14 protein-coding genes are annotated in these 15148 nt (G+C 70.2%); 9 read left to right on the forward strand and 5 right to left on the reverse strand.

Annotated features, from left to right (window positions below; all coding sequences use genetic code 11):
- Positions 1–49 precede the first annotated feature (49 nt).
- The 4 genes from ACK4JY_RS10360 to ACK4JY_RS10375 all read left to right on the forward strand — a co-directional run bounded on the left by ACK4JY_RS10360 (position 50) and on the right by ACK4JY_RS10375 (position 6182).
- Entirely contained in the window at positions 50–1309 is a 1260-nt protein-coding gene (locus ACK4JY_RS10360) for a multidrug effflux MFS transporter (RefSeq protein ID WP_409605359.1), read from the forward strand.
- A gap of 77 nt (positions 1310–1386) precedes the next feature.
- A complete protein-coding gene (locus ACK4JY_RS10365; protein WP_409605361.1) occupies positions 1387–3339 on the forward strand; it encodes a M1 family metallopeptidase in 1953 nt (650 codons plus the stop codon).
- Positions 3340–4281: 942 nt separating this feature from the next.
- A complete protein-coding gene (locus ACK4JY_RS10370; RefSeq protein WP_409605363.1) occupies positions 4282–5310 on the forward strand; it encodes a UbiA family prenyltransferase in 1029 nt (342 codons plus the stop codon).
- 11 nt (positions 5311–5321) lie between these two features.
- Positions 5322–6182 (forward strand): DUF3298 domain-containing protein, encoded by an 861-nt coding sequence (locus ACK4JY_RS10375; RefSeq protein WP_409605365.1) that lies wholly within the window; start codon positions 5322–5324, stop codon positions 6180–6182.
- Here ACK4JY_RS10375 and ACK4JY_RS10380 read toward each other — a convergent pair.
- From ACK4JY_RS10380 to ACK4JY_RS10390, 3 genes are read right to left on the reverse strand one after another with little or no spacing between them, the layout of a single operon-like run.
- A complete protein-coding gene (locus tag ACK4JY_RS10380) occupies positions 6179–7120 on the reverse strand; it encodes an alpha/beta fold hydrolase (protein ID WP_409605367.1) in 942 nt (313 codons plus the stop codon). The two genes, ACK4JY_RS10375 and ACK4JY_RS10380, sit on opposite strands and share 4 nt — an antisense overlap.
- Before the next feature lie 34 nt (positions 7121–7154).
- Positions 7155–7352, reverse strand: a complete 198-nt coding sequence (locus ACK4JY_RS10385; RefSeq protein WP_259550578.1) for a helix-turn-helix transcriptional regulator — start codon at positions 7350–7352, stop codon at positions 7155–7157.
- Entirely contained in the window at positions 7352–7759 is a 408-nt protein-coding gene (locus tag ACK4JY_RS10390) for a hypothetical protein (protein WP_409605369.1), read from the reverse strand. The genes ACK4JY_RS10385 and ACK4JY_RS10390 overlap by 1 nt, the downstream gene beginning before the upstream one ends.
- Before the next feature lie 309 nt (positions 7760–8068).
- Between ACK4JY_RS10390 and ACK4JY_RS10395 the strand changes: the two genes are divergently transcribed.
- From ACK4JY_RS10395 to ACK4JY_RS10405, 3 genes are all read left to right on the forward strand, one after another.
- Positions 8069–8782 carry a class I SAM-dependent methyltransferase gene (locus tag ACK4JY_RS10395; protein ID WP_409605371.1) on the forward strand — a complete coding sequence of 238 codons (714 nt, stop codon included), beginning with the start codon at positions 8069–8071 and terminating at the stop codon, positions 8780–8782.
- Complete coding sequence (locus tag ACK4JY_RS10400) at positions 8779–9162, forward strand: hypothetical protein (RefSeq protein ID WP_409605373.1); 384 nt, start codon at positions 8779–8781, stop codon at positions 9160–9162. The genes ACK4JY_RS10395 and ACK4JY_RS10400 overlap by 4 nt, the downstream gene beginning before the upstream one ends.
- Positions 9163–9235: 73 nt before the next feature.
- Positions 9236–10090 carry a neutral zinc metallopeptidase gene (locus tag ACK4JY_RS10405; protein ID WP_409605375.1) on the forward strand — a complete coding sequence of 285 codons (855 nt, stop codon included), beginning with the start codon at positions 9236–9238 and terminating at the stop codon, positions 10088–10090.
- 7 nt (positions 10091–10097) lie between these two features.
- On the opposite strand, the gene ACK4JY_RS10410 is transcribed toward ACK4JY_RS10405, so the two are convergent.
- Complete coding sequence (locus ACK4JY_RS10410) at positions 10098–11045, reverse strand: aspartyl protease family protein (protein WP_409605377.1); 948 nt, start codon at positions 11043–11045, stop codon at positions 10098–10100.
- A gap of 56 nt (positions 11046–11101) precedes the next feature.
- A complete protein-coding gene (locus ACK4JY_RS10415) occupies positions 11102–11923 on the reverse strand; it encodes an LD-carboxypeptidase (protein ID WP_409605379.1) in 822 nt (273 codons plus the stop codon).
- Positions 11924–11989: 66 nt separating this feature from the next.
- On the opposite strand from ACK4JY_RS10415, the gene murC reads away from it, so the two are divergent.
- Together murC and ACK4JY_RS10425 are read left to right on the forward strand one after the other, a co-directional pair.
- Positions 11990–13414 (forward strand): UDP-N-acetylmuramate--L-alanine ligase, encoded by a 1425-nt coding sequence (gene murC / locus ACK4JY_RS10420; protein ID WP_409605381.1) that lies wholly within the window; start codon positions 11990–11992, stop codon positions 13412–13414.
- A gap of 93 nt (positions 13415–13507) precedes the next feature.
- Positions 13508–15109 (forward strand): ATP-binding protein, encoded by a 1602-nt coding sequence (locus ACK4JY_RS10425; protein ID WP_409605383.1) that lies wholly within the window; start codon positions 13508–13510, stop codon positions 15107–15109.
- Positions 15110–15148: the final 39 nt, after the last annotated feature.

The raw sequence follows: 15148 nt of genomic DNA on the forward strand, positions 1-15148 counted from the left end.
TCACGGCCGCGCGGTTGCGCCGGGCCGTCCGCGTCCGCATCTGGCCTCGATGACTGACCCCGCCGCTGTTCCCGCCGCGCCCGCCGTCAAGGGCCCGGGCTTCCCCGAATTCGTAGCCCTGATCGCCATGATGATGGCGCTCAACGCCCTCGCCATCGACGCCATGCTGCCGGCCCTGCCGGCCATCGGCGACGCCCTCGGCGTGGTCGAGGAAAACAGCCGCCAGTGGATCATCACCGCCTATCTGCTCGGCTTCGGCGTGGCCCAGCTGATCTACGGCCCGCTCGCCGACCGCTACGGCCGCAAGCCGGTGCTGATGATCGGCCTGTCGCTCTATGTCCTGTTCAGCGTCCTCGCCGCCTTCGCCCCGACCTTCGAACTGCTGATCGCCGCCCGCGTCGGCACCGGCCTCGGCGCCGCCGCCCTGCGCGTCCTCGCCGTGTCGATCGTGCGCGATCGCTACAGCGGCCGCACCATGGCCCGGGTCATGTCGCTCAGCTTCCTCGTCTTCCTCGGCATTCCGATTATCGCCCCGACGCTGGGCCAGCTGGTCCTGACCGTGGCCCCATGGCCGTGGATCTTCGGCGTCCTCGCCCTCGCCGGCGGGGCCTTCATGATCTGGGCCGCGATCCGCCTGCCCGAGACCCTGCATCCGGAAAACCGCATGCCGATCCAGGTCGGGCGCATCGCCTCGGCCTTCCGCGAGGCCGTCACCCACCGCCAGGCCATCGGCTACACCCTGGCCATGACCTGCATCACCGGCGCCCTGTTCGGCTTCATCAACTCCAGCCAGCAGATCTTCTTCGACGTGTTCGAGGCGCCGCAGCTGTTCACCACCGTCTTCGCCCTGGTCGCCGGCGGCATCGCCGTGGCCTCCCTGCTCAACGCCCGCCTCGTCGAGCGGCTCGGCTCGCGGCTGATCTCCCACGCCGCCCTGCTCGGCTTCATCACCATGGCCGTGATCCACACGGCCGTCGCCCTGTCGGGGCATGAGACGATCTGGACCTTCGCCGTGCTGCAGGGGCTGACCATGTTCTGCTTCGGCCTGATCGCCGGCAATTTCGGCTCCATGGCGATGGAGCCGATGGGCCATATCGCCGGCACCGCCTCCTCGGCCCAGGGCTTCATCTCGACCACCGCCGGCTCGACCCTCGGCTTCCTGATCGGTCAGCAGTTCAACGGCTCGGTGGTGCCGATGGCCCTCGGCATGGCGGTGATGGGGATCGCCGCCCTCGGCTTCGTCCTCGTTGCCGAGCATGGCCGGCTGTTCAAGGCGCGCCATTTCGAGGCCGCGCCGGTCAAGGTCTGACGCCGGCCCGTCACCGGGGTTGATCTTTCCGGCCGGCCCGGGCGTTGTCCTGACGACAACCGCACAAGGACGCCCCGATGATCCGCCAGCTCGGCCTCGTATCCGCCCTCGCCCTCGTGACCGCCCTCGGAGGCTGCGCCGCCATGACCACGCCCGGCGCCGACATGCCCGTCACGCCCGTAACCGGAACCGCGACCGCCCCGGTCGATTACGTCCGCGACATCCACTCCCACGCCCGGCCCGAGATCGCCCGCGTCACCCACGTCTCGCTCGACCTGACCGCCGATTTCGAGGCGCAGACCCTGTCCGGCGCGGCCGCCCTCGACGTCACCGCAGAGCCGGGCGCCGACCAGATCATCCTCGACGTCCGCAACCTAGACATCCAGTCCGTCACCGACGCCGCCGGCGCCCCGCTGCGGTTCGAGACCGGCGCCTCGGACCCGATCCTCGGCCAGTCCCTGACCGTCCATGTGCCCGCCTTCGCGCCCGGCGAGCGCCGCCGCATCGTCGTCCGCTACGCCACCCGGCCCGACGCCGCCGCCCTGCAGTGGCTGACCCCGGCCCAGACCGCCGGCGGGGAACAGCCCTATCTGTTCAGCCAGGGCCAGGCGATCCTGACCCGCACCTGGATCCCGACCCAGGACAGCCCCGGCATCCGCCAGACCTGGGACGCCCGCATCGTCGCCCCCTCCGACCTCAAGCCGGTGATGAGCGCCGAGGCCGTCGGCGACGGCGGCGAGCTGGCCGGCCCCGGCCTGACCGCCTGGCGCTTCAACGAGCCCAATCCGGTGCCGCCCTATCTGATCGCCATCGGCGTCGGCGACGTGGCCTTCCAGGCCATCGACGAACGCACCGGCGTCTGGACCGAGCCGTCGATGCTGCACGCCGCCCATGACGAGCTGGTCCCGACCGCCGAAATGGTCGACGTCGCCGAGCGCCTCTACGGCCCCTATCGCTGGGGCCGCTACGACATCCTCGTCCTGCCGCCGTCCTTCCCGTTCGGCGGCATGGAGAATCCGCGCCTGACCTTCGCCACCCCGACCATCATCGCCGGCGACCGTTCGCTGGTCTCGCTGGTGGCGCACGAGCTGGCGCACAGCTGGTCCGGCAACCTCGTCACCAACGCCACCTGGGCCGACTTCTGGCTCAACGAGGGCTTCACCGTCTATTTCGAGAACCGCATCATGGAGGCGGTCTACGGCCGCGAGCGGGCGCTGATGCTGCAGTCGCTCGGCTGGGGCGGTCTGCAGGACACCCTCGCCAGCCTGCCGCCGGCCGACACCCGGCTCAAGCTCGACCTCGCCGGCCGCGACCCGGACGAGGGCATGACCGACATCGCCTATGAGAAGGGCGCCGCCTTCCTGACCACCATCGAACGCATCGTCGGCCGCGAGCGCTTCGACGCCTGGCTCAAGGGCTATTTCGAGCGCAACGCCTTCCGGCCGATGACCACCGAACGCTTCCTCGAGGACATCCGCACCCATCTGGTGACGACGAAGGCGCTCGAGGACCAGCTGATGATGGACGCCTGGATCTACCAGCCCGGCATGCCGTCGAACTGGCGGCCGCCGGTGTCCGACGCCTTCGTCCCGGTGGACGCCGCCGCCCGCGCCTTCTTCGCCGACAAGGGTCCGGCCTCGGCCATTCCGTGGTCCGGCTGGTCGACCCAGGAGCGCCAGCGCTTCCTCGCCTGGCGCCCCGCCGACCTCGCCGACGGCGCCGACTGGCTGACCCCGGCCCAGCTCGCCGACCTCGAGGCCGGCCTGAAGCTGCGCGAGGAAGGCAATGCCGAACTGGTCCACGCCTGGCTGCAGATCGCGGTCCAGCACCGCTATCAGCCGGCCGTGCCGACGCTGGAGACCTTCCTGACAACCATGGGCCGGCGCAAATTCGTCCTGCCCCTGTTCACCAGCCTGTGGGCCGAGGGCGACTGGGGCCGCCCCATCGCCACCCGCCTCTACGCCCAGGCCCGCCCGGGCTACCACCCGGTCACCACCGGCTCCGTCGACGCCGTGGTGGGCCGGCCGTAGGGGGGCAGGGGCTGCGCCGTCGCCACGCGTCCCTTCTCCCATTGGGAGAAGGTGGCCGGGCGGAGCCCGGTCGGATGTGGGTCGGCTGCTTCAGTCGGCGTGAGCCGCCGCTCCCGTCGGTGAGGCGGCTTCGCCGACCCCGACACCCGACCCACACCCTTTCGCGCAGCCGATCGCTTCGCTCGCGGGCGCTCAAGCCCTCTCCCAACGGGAGAGGGACGGCGTGACGCTGTGCTTACAATCCGCGAATCTATAGTCTGGTTATCAAAATATTCCCGTTCCTGTTCAACGCACTAACCTTTTCTCGATCCATTTTAGCTGTACTAGGGCGGGCCTCCCTTACAATGCCTCCCATCCCGTCGAACGGGGAGGGCGTCGGATCCACGTTCCTCGATGGCGGCGGGCTGTGGTCGAGCGATGAAGCCCGGGCGACGGAGAGTCCGGGGGTCCTCGCGGAGGTCGATGGATGGCCTCTGCTTGCTCGCCGCGCGGCTTGAGGATCGGGCCGATGCCGCCAGGTACGGTCACGTCCGACCCGGGCGGGGTCCAGCAATGGCTCCGTTCCGATCCGGTAAGGCCTAAAGCGGGCCGCCAGCCGGAGGGTCGTGTGGAAAACGACTGCGCGGGGCGGTCTGTCTCGTCGAAACGGTAAAACTAAACAGCACCGGGCGAGGCCCGGCCGCCCCGCTCTCTCCCCAACCGCTTTCCAGGCGGCCAAGAGTCATGCCCGCTTCTCCCTCCCCGTCCCGGGGAGGGATGTCGCCGCATAGCGGCGACAGGGTGGGGGCGGCCCGGCAGGGCCGCGCTCCCGTCTTCGAGCCGTCCCCGCCCGGTCGCTGGCGCGACCACCCTCCCCGGGACGGGGAGGGAGAAACCGTAGCCCTCGCCCCCCATCCCCATCCTCCCTTCACCCCCGCCGCCGGACCCCCTACAACCTCCACCATGACCTCCGCCCCGCTTCCCGACGCCGGTTCGAACTGGGTGGACCGCCACGCGCCCGAGGGCCTCAAGCCGTGGCTGCGGCTTGGCCGGTTCGACCGCCCGATCGGCATCTGGCTGCTGCTCCTGCCCGGCTGGCAGGGCATCGCCCTCGCGCTCAGCCAGTACCGCCAGACCCCCGACGCCTGGGACGTCTGGCTCTTCCTCGGCTTCGCCCTCGGCGCCTGTCTGATGCGCGCCGCCGGTTGCGCCTTCAACGACATCGTCGACCGCGACATCGACGCCCGGGTCGCCCGCACCGCCCTGCGCCCCATCCCCTCCGGCCGTATCTCGGTGAAACAGGCCTGGGCCTTCGTCATCGCCTGCAGCCTCGTCAGCCTGCTGATCCTGCTGACGCTGAACCTCACCGCCGTCGGGCTCGGCGTCGGTTCCCTCGCCCTCGTCGCCGCCTACCCCTTCATGAAGCGCATCACCTGGTGGCCCCAGGCCTGGCTCGGCCTGACCTTCAACTGGGGGACCCTGATGGGCTTTGCGGCGGCCAGTGGCGGGCTCGGCCTGGGGATATGGCTCGCCCAGATGGATGCGGGCCATGCCTTCTCCGACCTTTATCGGGTCGACAGCCAATGGGTACTTCAGCCGGGCCGGCTTACTGCCGCCGCCCTCCTCCTCTACCTCGGCGCCGTCTTCTGGACCCTCGGCTACGACACCATCTACGCCCTGCAGGATCTCGAGGACGACGCCATGGTCGGGGTCAAATCCTCGGCCCGCCGCCTCGGCGCCAATGTCCGCCGCGGCGTCGGCGTCTTCTATCTGCTGACCGTCATCCTCACCCTCGCCGCCGGTCTCGCCGCCGGCCTCGGCCCGCTGTTCTACGTCGCCCTGCTGCCGTGGGCCGCCCACCTGTCCCGCCAGGCCCGCGACGTCCGCCCCGACGACGGCGCGCTTGCGCTGCGGCTGTTCCGCTCCAATCGTGACGCCGGCCTCATCCTGCTTCTCGCCATCATTCTCGGCTCGGTTCCGCTTCCGCTTTGAAGGACTTCCGCATGGCCCGCCCGCTTCGTCTCCTGCTTCTCACGGCCGCCGTGGCCGCGACCCTCGCTGCCTGCAACCGCGAGCCCGAGGCGCCGGAAACACCGGCCCCCGCGACCGACGCCGCCGCCCTCGTCACCCCGGCCGACGCCGCCGCGCCGATGAACTATGAGTCGAAGACCCGCTGGGCCGACGTCCGCCTGACCCTGCCCGAGGCGATCAAGCCGCAGACCGACCTGCACGCCCGCCTCTATGCCGAGGAGGTCCGCAAGCTGCGCCAGTTCGTCGAGGGCGCCCAAGGCGAGCTGACCGAGGCCGGCGCCGCCACCGACCGTCCGAAATACGAGAACGCCGTCACCATCACCGCCGCCGGCGAGACCGCCAAACTGCTCAGCCTGAAGCGCTCGTCGTTCGACTATTCCGGCGGGGCCCACCCCAACACCCTGACCAGCGGCATCCTCTGGGACAAGGCGCTCAAGCGCCAGATCGGCCTCGCCGACCTGTTCCGCAAAGGGGCCGACCTGACCGTCCTCGACCAGGCCCTGTGCTCGGCCCTCAACACCGCCAAACGCGCCCGCGTCCCCGGCGGCGGGTCGCTGACCTTCGACAGCAAGCCGTTCGCCTGCCCGCGCGTGTCCACCACCGCCTTTGTCCTGACCCCCGGCGATACGTCAGGCAAGGCGGCCGGCCTGACCTTCCTGATCGGCCCCTACCAGGCCGGCCCCTATGTCGAGGGCGGCTATGAAATCGCCATTCCCGCAACCGTCTTCCGCTCCCTGCTCGCCGCCGCCTATGCCGGCGAGTTCGGCGGACAATTGACGAAGGCGGGGGACGCTGCCCCCGCCGTCGCCGTGGCGCCGGAGCCGACAGTCTAGGGAGCGAGGAACTGGTCGACGATCTCCGCGAACCGCGCCGGCTGGTCGGCCATGATGAAATGCCTCGAGCCGTCGACCCGGACCAGCTTGACCCCCGGCAGGGTCGCATATTCGCGGCCCCACATCCCGTCGGCCATGGCCGCCGGCGCGCCGCCATCGGCGTCCGAGGCGTAGACCGCCCACACCGGCGTGGTCATCGCCGCCAGTCCGGGGCGGGCGTCGGTGGTCATGACCTCGCGGATCGCCGTCGCCATCGCCTGCCGGTCCGAGGCCATCGACCATTCGACCATGGCCTCGCGCGTGGCCGGATCCCGGGCCAGGCCGATCGCCGTCTGCCCCTGCTGGCTGGCGAAGCCGGCCTCGTCGGCGGCGAGGATGCCCGCCGCCGCCTGGTCGGCGAACGGCCGGGCGGTCTCCGCCGTCGCCGTCGGCCCGAACAGGGCGCTGAAGAACGGCAGGCTGTCGACGCTCATCACCTTGCCGACCAGTTGCGGATGCCCCTGAGCCAGCAGCACCCCGGTCAGCCCGCCCATCGAATGGCCGATCACCGCCGGCCGCTCCAGCCCGGTCTCGCGGATATAGCGGGCCAGCTCGCCGATCATCGGCGCGATGAACGGCCCGTCCCCATGCGTCCACGGCTCGCCGGCGAACCCGGCCAGCTGCACCATATGCACCCGGTGCGTCGCCGCCAGCCGCTCCGCCTCGGCCCGCCACACCTCCCGCGACGAGGCGAAGCCGGGGATCAGGATCACATTGGGTCCGCTGCCCAGCACCTCGACCGACAGCCGGTCCGAGGCGAAGGCGCTCTGGACCGCGGCGACCGGCGCCGCCTCGGTCCGGGTGGCCAGAACCATCCCCCCGGCGGTGATGGCGACGGCGGAGGCGAGGGCGAAGGCGCGCAGGGTTCGGCCGCCGCCATATCGGGACATGAACATCATGGTCTTGCTCCTTGTAAGGTGAACCTGACGGACGTCAGGCGTGAGGGTTCTCGAAAACCTCTTCCACCGGCCGCGCGAACAGCACGGCGATGCGATAGGCGAGGTCCAGCGACGGGTCGTGCTTCTCGGTCTCCAGCGCGTTTACGGCCTGCCGCGAGACGCCCAGTTCCTGGCCCAGCTGTTCCTGGGTCCAGCCGCGCTCCACGCGCAGCAGCTTCAGCCGGTTCTTCATCAGTTCGACGCCCGGATGAACGGGGTTACGCACCCGAAGAAGCCCCAGAAGGCGGCATAGACCAGCCAGCCCGGCAGATGCGGGGCCGCCGCGAAGGTTTCGGCGAAGCCCCAGAAGGTCGCCAGCGCCATGGCCAGGCCGGCCGAGACGATGAACTGCTTAGCCGTCACCGCGCGAACGAACTCGTCGCTCTCCCGGATCAGGCTCAGCGTGGCCCACAGCTGGCCGATCACCGGCGCCGACACCGCCGCGGCCAGGATCCAGCCCGACGGCCTGCCGATCACCTCGTCGAAGACGTCCGTCACCATCATCGAGATGCAGATCAGCATATACGGAATCATGAAGGCAAAGGTGCGGATGACATAGCGCCGGTGCGCCGCGGTTCCGGTTTTCCAGACATTCAACATGACAAGTCCTCCTGACGTGATGTCATGCTTACCTTACATCAGGCATTGGTCATGTCAACCTGACTTTTTGTCAGGCTTCGCTGACATGGGAGATGGCCGCCGCGACGCCGTGAACCTTTTCCGCCTCCGACGGTTCTGCCCCGCTCGGACCGGAGGCACGGCTTGCGACTCATTTCATTCGTCAGACAGCACTGGCTTTTTCTGGTTCTGGTCGCCCAGGTCCTCTTCATCGCCTTCGCCACCGGCTACCTTCTCTCCAGCCCCTTCATCGAAGCCGGGTAGCGGGCGGCCCCGCTGGCGAGACCGAACATGACCCGCATCGCCGACCCCGCCGCCTTCATCCTCGCCAACACCCGCCTCCAGCCCGTGCCGCACACGCCGGAGATTTCGCTGTGGCTGGCCGAGGAGATCACCCCGATCTGGCGGCTGACCGAGGAGGAACTGGGCGAACTCGGCCTGCCGCCGCCGTTCTGGGCCTTCGCCTGGGCCGGCGGCCAGGGTCTCGCCCGCTGGCTGCTCGACAATCCGTACGAGGTCGCCGGCCGGCGCGTGCTCGACTTCGCCGCCGGCTCGGGCGTGGTCGGCGTGGCCGCCATGAAGGCCGGCGCCGCCTCGGTCCTGTGCGCCGACATCGACCCGTTCTGCGCCGCCGCGGTGGCGCTGAACGGCGAGGCCAACCGGGTCGTCCTCGCCTTCACCGACGCCAACCTGCTCGACCTCCCGCCGCCCGACGTCGAGGTGATCTGCGCCGGCGACGTCTTCTATGAAAAGCCGATGGCCGAACGGGTGCTGACCTGGCTGACCGCAGCGGCCGATCGCGGCGTTCGCGTCCTCGTCGGCGATCCCCTGCGGACCTATTTCCCGAAATCCGGCCTCGACCTCCTGGCCGAGTACGCCGTGCCGACCACGCGCGAGCTGGAGGACTCGGCCGTCAAACGCACCCGCGTCTGGTCGCTCGGGCCGTCGGCGTCAGCCCGGCGACGCTTGCCTGACAGGCCCTCCGGAACCATCTTGAAATCATGACCCGTGCGCTGATCCCCCTGTCCCTGGCCTTCGCCGCCCTCGCCGGTTCGGCCCAGGCCCAGGCGGCACCTTGGTATGTCGCCCCGGGCGCCAATCTTCACCGCTATCAGGCGGACCAGCACCGCTATGAAATGGACCGCCTCCGCGCCCGCGCCGACCAGCGCGAGACGGTCGCGCGCCAGCTCCAGCTCGAAACCCGCCTCAACCGGCTCGAGATCGAGACCGCCCGTCAGCCCGAGCCGCTCCAGCCGGCGCCCTACCGCGTCCTGCGCTCGCCGGAAGAGGAACGCGCCTTTCGGGAATCCGCCACGGAACGTCGCCGCGCCACCGCCGCCGGGGTCGGGCAGATCGACGCCTGGCTTGATCGCGCCGCAGACTAGACTCCCGCCTGCATCCCTTCCCTGACGACCGCGTTCCTGCTTGGCTGTAAACCGAGGGACGAGGGAACGGATCATGCGCTGGCAGGGCGGACGACGCGGTGGCAACATCGAAGACCGGCGCGGCATGGGCGGCGCCGGCATCGCCGGCGGCGGCATCGGCATCGGGGCCCTCGTCCTCGCGGCGATCGGCTATTTCGTCTTCGGCATCGACCCCCAGACCACCCAGCAGATCACCAGCCAGCTGGGCGGCGTCGGCAGCGCGGAACAGGGCGTCCAGGGCAGCCCCGAGGACCAGGCCGGCGACTTCGTCAATGTCATCGGCTCCAACGTCGACGACGTCTGGAAGACGAAGCTGCAGGGCTACCAGCCGCCGACCGTCGTCCTGTACGAGCAGGGCACCTCGACCGGCTGCGGCTTCGGTCAGGCCGCCATGGGGCCATTCTACTGCCCCGCCGACCAGCAGGTGTATCTCGATCTCTCGTTCTGGCAGCAGCTGGAAACCCAGCTGGGCGGCTCCGGCGCCGACTTCGCCCGCGCCTATGTGATCGCCCATGAGTACGGCCACCACGTGCAGACCCTGACGGGCGCCTCGCAACAGGTGCGCGAGGCCCAGCAGCGCGCCTCGGGACAGGCCGAAGCCAACCGCTATTCCGTCGCGCTCGAGTTGCAGGCCGACTGCTACGCCGGCGTCTGGGCCGCCAACGCCGCCGCCGTCTCGGGCGGCGAGGTCGCCGTCAGCGCCGCCGATCTGGAGGCCGGCATGCAGACCGCCGCCGCTATCGGCGACGACACCATGCAGCGCCGTCAGGGCGGGCAGGTGCAGCCGGACGGCTTCACCCACGGCTCCTCGGCCCAGCGCGTCGAATGGCTGCAGCGCGGCTACCAGTCCGGCGATCCGGCCGCCTGCGACACCTTCGCCGCCCTCTGACCGGGCCTCAGCCCATCGTCAGATCCAGCGGCTGCGACACATGCAGGGTCCCGGCGCCCAGATCGAAGGCGGCCCGGCGCGCGCCGAAGGCTTCCATCCCGACCAGCCCGCCCGGGAAATTCGGCAGCGGCGGCTGGTCGAACACCCCGACCGACACCTGGCGGTACAGGTGGTTGGCGAAGGTCACGGTGCGCGCCTCGACGATGGCGGCCTGCATTGCCCCGCCCAGCACCAGACTGGTTCCGACCTCCTGCGGCCGCCCGTCCAGCAGGCCGACAGCCTGCGCCGTCGCCTTGTCCAGCGACAGCAGGGACGAGGCGCCGGTGTCGACCACCGCTTTCAAGACCGCGCCCTCGACCGTAACCTCGGCGATCAACCCGCCGCCCGAGCGCTCGACCGCCGCGGGCGCCAGATCCGTCGGCCGCACGAAGGCCTCGCGGGCGATCAACCGGACGTGGCGCCGAGCCGGATCCAGCGCCAGCACCAGATGCTCCAGCACGTCACGGCCAAGGATCAACGGCGTGTTCAGCCCCTCCGCCGAGGCCAGCGGCCCAAGATCGAGGATCGCGGCCCGCAGCTTGCCGATGGCCAGGCCTGGCAACTCGACATCGACGGTCGTGCCGCGGCCCATCTGCGTCCCGCCGCCCACGCCATAGGCGACCAGCGGCATGTCGAACAGCGAGCGCTGCTGCTCCGGCAGGGCCTCGACCAGGCCCCGGTCGATGACGGAATACTGGGCCCCCGTGTCGATCAGGGCGATGACCTCGCGGCCTTCGACCCGCACCTTCACGGTCGGCACGCCGGCCCGCCGCGCATACGGCAGCCACGGCGTCGCGCCGCCCCCGGCGAAGGCCATATCCGGCGCCGGCCAGAACAGGGTCTCGCGCGCCCACCAGGCCCCGCCGACGACGGCGGCCAGTCCTGCGGCGCGGAAAAGGAGATTGCGGCGGTTCATACGCCGCGAACATGGCGTGGCCGGCGTCCCTGCGCTAGCGTCGCCGCTGTCGCGGACTAACGAGCCCCGAACGGCACCACCTTGTTTTCGCGGTCGTGACCGATGTCGGCGGCGCCCAGATAGGCAATGCCCGACCGCTGGCACCAATATCGGACGATCTCTTCCGGCGTCAGGCCGAAGTCCGGATCGTTCTCGACGATGTTCGATACCCGCCCCAGCCGGATGCCCGCCACCTTGCGGATCGAAGCCTGGCCCGTCAGGTGGAACATCATCCGGTCGACGCGGTACAGCGGCTCCGACACGTCCTCCAGCATCAGCACATGGCCTGTCAGGTCCGGCTCCAGCGCCGTTCCGACCAGGGCGTCCAGGATGCTCAGATTGAAGGCGACCGCCGGACGAGTATCCTCGTGCAAGGACGGCTCCCATGACGCCGGGTCGCCGCGCTTCAGCCAGTTCAGCGCTCGCCAGGCGGTCGCGTCGCTGCGCACCGCGTCCGAGGCCATCGGCCCATGGGCGACATGCGCGAAGCCCGCCTTGTACAGACCCGCCAACAGCGTACCGGCGTCGGAATAGCCGAGATACCGCTTCCTGCGCGCCACATCGGTGAGTTGCGGCAGCACCGCCTCGGCGATGCGGCAGGAACCATATCCGCCGCGCGCGAACCACACCGCGTCCAGCCGCGGGTCGTTGGCGTATTCGATGAAGGCCGCCGCCCGGCTGGCGTCGTCGCCGCCGAAATGCCCGTGCTTGCCGAAGCTCGCCGGGTGGAACACGACCTTGATCGAGCCGTCGGGCACGTTGGCCCCGAACCACGCATGGACAGCGTCGGCCCGCTCCCGGTCGAAGCGCGAACTGGCGTTGACGATGCCGATCTTCATCTGGCCGCTGGCCTCCCCGTCCGACCGTGCTAGTCAGGCCGCCGGACATTCCCCGGTTTCGCCCTCATGAATCAAGACGACTATTTCTTCTGCGGCATCGGCGGCTCGGGCATGCTGCCTCTCGCCATGATCGTGCAGGCGCAGCTCAAGGCGTCGGGGGGCGGCCGCATCGAGGGCTCCGACCGCTCGCGCGATCAGGGCCGGACGCCCGAGAAATTCGCCTGGCTCGAGGCCCACGGCGTCACCCTCCATCCGCAGGACGGCTCCGGCGTCACCCGCCCCAGCCAGATCGTCGTCGCCACCGGGGCCATCGAGGACACGGTCCCCGATATCGGCGCCGCGAAACGCGCCGGCGCCCGCATCGTCACCCGCCCCGAGCTGCTCAGCCAGATATTCAACGCCGCCCCGACCTCGGTCGGCGTCGCCGGCACCAGCGGCAAGTCGACGATCACCGGCATGATCGCTTGGATTCTGCATCAGGCCGGCCGCGAGCCCACCGTCATGAACGGCGCGGTGATGAAGAATTTTGCGGATGCGAAGCACCCCTTCGCCAGCGCCCTGATCGGCGGCCCGGACCTGTTCGTCGCAGAGGTCGACGAGTCCGACGGCTCCATCGCCCGTTACGACCCGACCGTGGCCGTGGTCTCCAACATCTCGCTCGACCACAAGTCGATGGAGGAGCTGCGCGACCTGTTCGGCGGCTTCACCGCCCGCTCGACCACCGCCGTGCTCAACCTCGACAACCCCGAGACCGCCGCCCTCGCCCAGTCCCTGCCGCCGGAGCGGGTCGTCACCTTCGCCCTCGGCGAGGAGGCCGCCACGCTCAACGCCCACGATCTCGACCCCCGTCCCACCGGCATGGCCTTCACCCTGACCGAGGCCCGCGGACCGACGCTCACCGTCACCCTCAATGTCCCCGGCGCCCACAACGTCGCCAACGCCCTCGCCGCCCTCGGCGCCGTCCGCGCCCTCGGCGTGCCGCTCGTTCAGGCCGTCGTAGCGCTGGAGACCTTCTCCGGCATCCGCCGACGGATGGAGGTGGTCGGGACCGCCAACGGCGTCACCGTCCTCGACGACTTCGCCCACAACCCCGACAAGATCGCCGCCACCCTCAAGACCCTGCACGCCTTCGACGGCCGGCTGCTGATCCTGTTCCAGCCGCACGGCTTCGGCCCGCTGCGGTTGATGAAGGACGAATTCATCGACGGCTTCGCCGGCCTGCTGCGCGAGGACGACATCCTGCTGATGCCCGAGCCGGTCTATTACGGCGGCACGACCGACCGCGGCGTCGGCAGCGAGGACATCGCCGCCGGCGTCCGCGCCGCGGGTCGCCGCGCCGAGGCCCTGCCGACCCGCGAGGCCTGCGGTGACCGCCTCATCGCCCTGGCCCGCCCCGGCGACCGCATTGTCGTCATGGGGGCCCGCGACGACACCCTGTCGACCTTCGCCGCCGCGCTGCTCCACCGGCTTTTAGCTCCGCTTACGGATTGATCTACAAGACAATCTCGCAAAACATTCACGAACGGCAAAGCTCACGTTAAGTCCGGCCCGCTATCGCCTCCCGCAGTGACACAGAGGGCGGGCATGGCGAGGATCGGGGATTTCGCGAGCGCGGCGGCGCCGATCGGGCCGAATACGCCCGGGGCCGAGGTGTTCGACCGGTTCCAGGACGAGCCCGACACCCTGGTCATCGCCGTCGTCGACAACGAGGGTCGGCCCGTGGGCCTGATCGAGCGCAACGCCTTCACTCTCAAGATGGCCGCCGAGTTCGGCCGTGCCCTCTACGCCCGACGACCCGCGGCGACCTTCATGAACGCGAGCCCGCGCATTCTCGAGGCGGAAGCGGACGCGGAGAGCCTGTTCCAGTCGGTCGACGGCTCCAACCTCGGCGCGCTGCTGAACGGCTTCATCGTCGCCGATGGCGGCCGCTACGTCGGGGTCGGCGCGGGGGTGCACCTGCTCCGCGCCGGCAGCGCTATCCACCAGCGCCGCGCCGAGGCGATGAGCGCCCTCGCCCGCGACCTGGCCCGCGCCGAGGCCGAGGCCCGCGCCTCCAGCCGGGCCAAGTCCGAATTCCTCGCCGTCATGAGCCACGAGATCCGCACCCCGCTGAACGGCGTGCTCGGCGTCGCCGCCCTGATGGAGCGCGAGCTGACGCAGGACGCCATGAAGCCCTATGTCCGCACCATTCTCGATTCCGGCGAGAGCCTGCTGCGCCTCCTCACCGACGCCCTCGACATGAGCCGGGCCGAGTCCGGCCTGATGAATTTCGAGACCGCCCCGGTGCGCCTCGAAGGCCTCGCCGCGGACCTTGGGGCCCTGTGGAGCCCGCGCGCCCAGGAGCGGGGTCTGACCCTCGACGTGACCTGCGACACGGCTGGCCATGACTGGGTACTCGCCGACGAGATGCGGCTCAAACAGCTGTTCAACAACCTCATCGGCAACGCCCTGAAATTCACCCTGGCCGGCGGTGTCGCCGTCCATATCGCGAGCGACGGACGCGACGGCCGGGTCAGCGTCGCCGCCACCGTCGACGACAGCGGTCCCGGCGTCCCGGACGAGGTCGCCGCCACCATTTTCGAGCCGTTCAACACCGGCCGCGCTGGCCGCGAGGGCGCCGGCGCCGGCCTCGGCCTCGCCATCTGCCGCCAGATCGTCGACCGTATGGACGGCCGCCTCTCCGTCGAACGCTCGCCCCGGGGCGGCGCCCGCTTCCGTCTCGACCTCGGTCTGGAATGCGCCGGCTCCGAGATGCGCGAGCAGGCGGCGAAGATGGCCGAGCCGACGCCGCACGACACCCTCCATGTGCTCGTCGTCGACGACAACGCCACCAACCGCTTCGTCGCCGCGCGGGTGCTGGAGCTGTTCGGCTGCACCAGCGATGTCGCCGAAAACGGCGCCGAGGCGGTCGAGCAGGTCCAGCTGACCCGCTACGATCTGGTGCTGATGGACATCAAGATGCCGGTCATGGACGGCATCGTCGCATCCCGCGCCATCCGCGCCCTGCCCGGCCCCGTCGCCAGCCTCCCCATCCTGGCGCTGACCGCCAACGCCGACCCGCGCGACGAGGTCGACTATCTCGCCGCGGGCATGGACGGGGTGGCGCAGAAGCCGATCCAGCCCGATCGACTGCTGGACGCCATCCGCCGGGTCATGACCCGCGACCGGTTGTCCGCCGCCGCCTGAGCACGCAACCGCCGCCGCTCGCGGGTATTCTAACGCCTC

This window comes from Brevundimonas sp., assembly GCF_046295595.1.
GTDB lineage: Bacteria > Pseudomonadota > Alphaproteobacteria > Caulobacterales > Caulobacteraceae > Brevundimonas.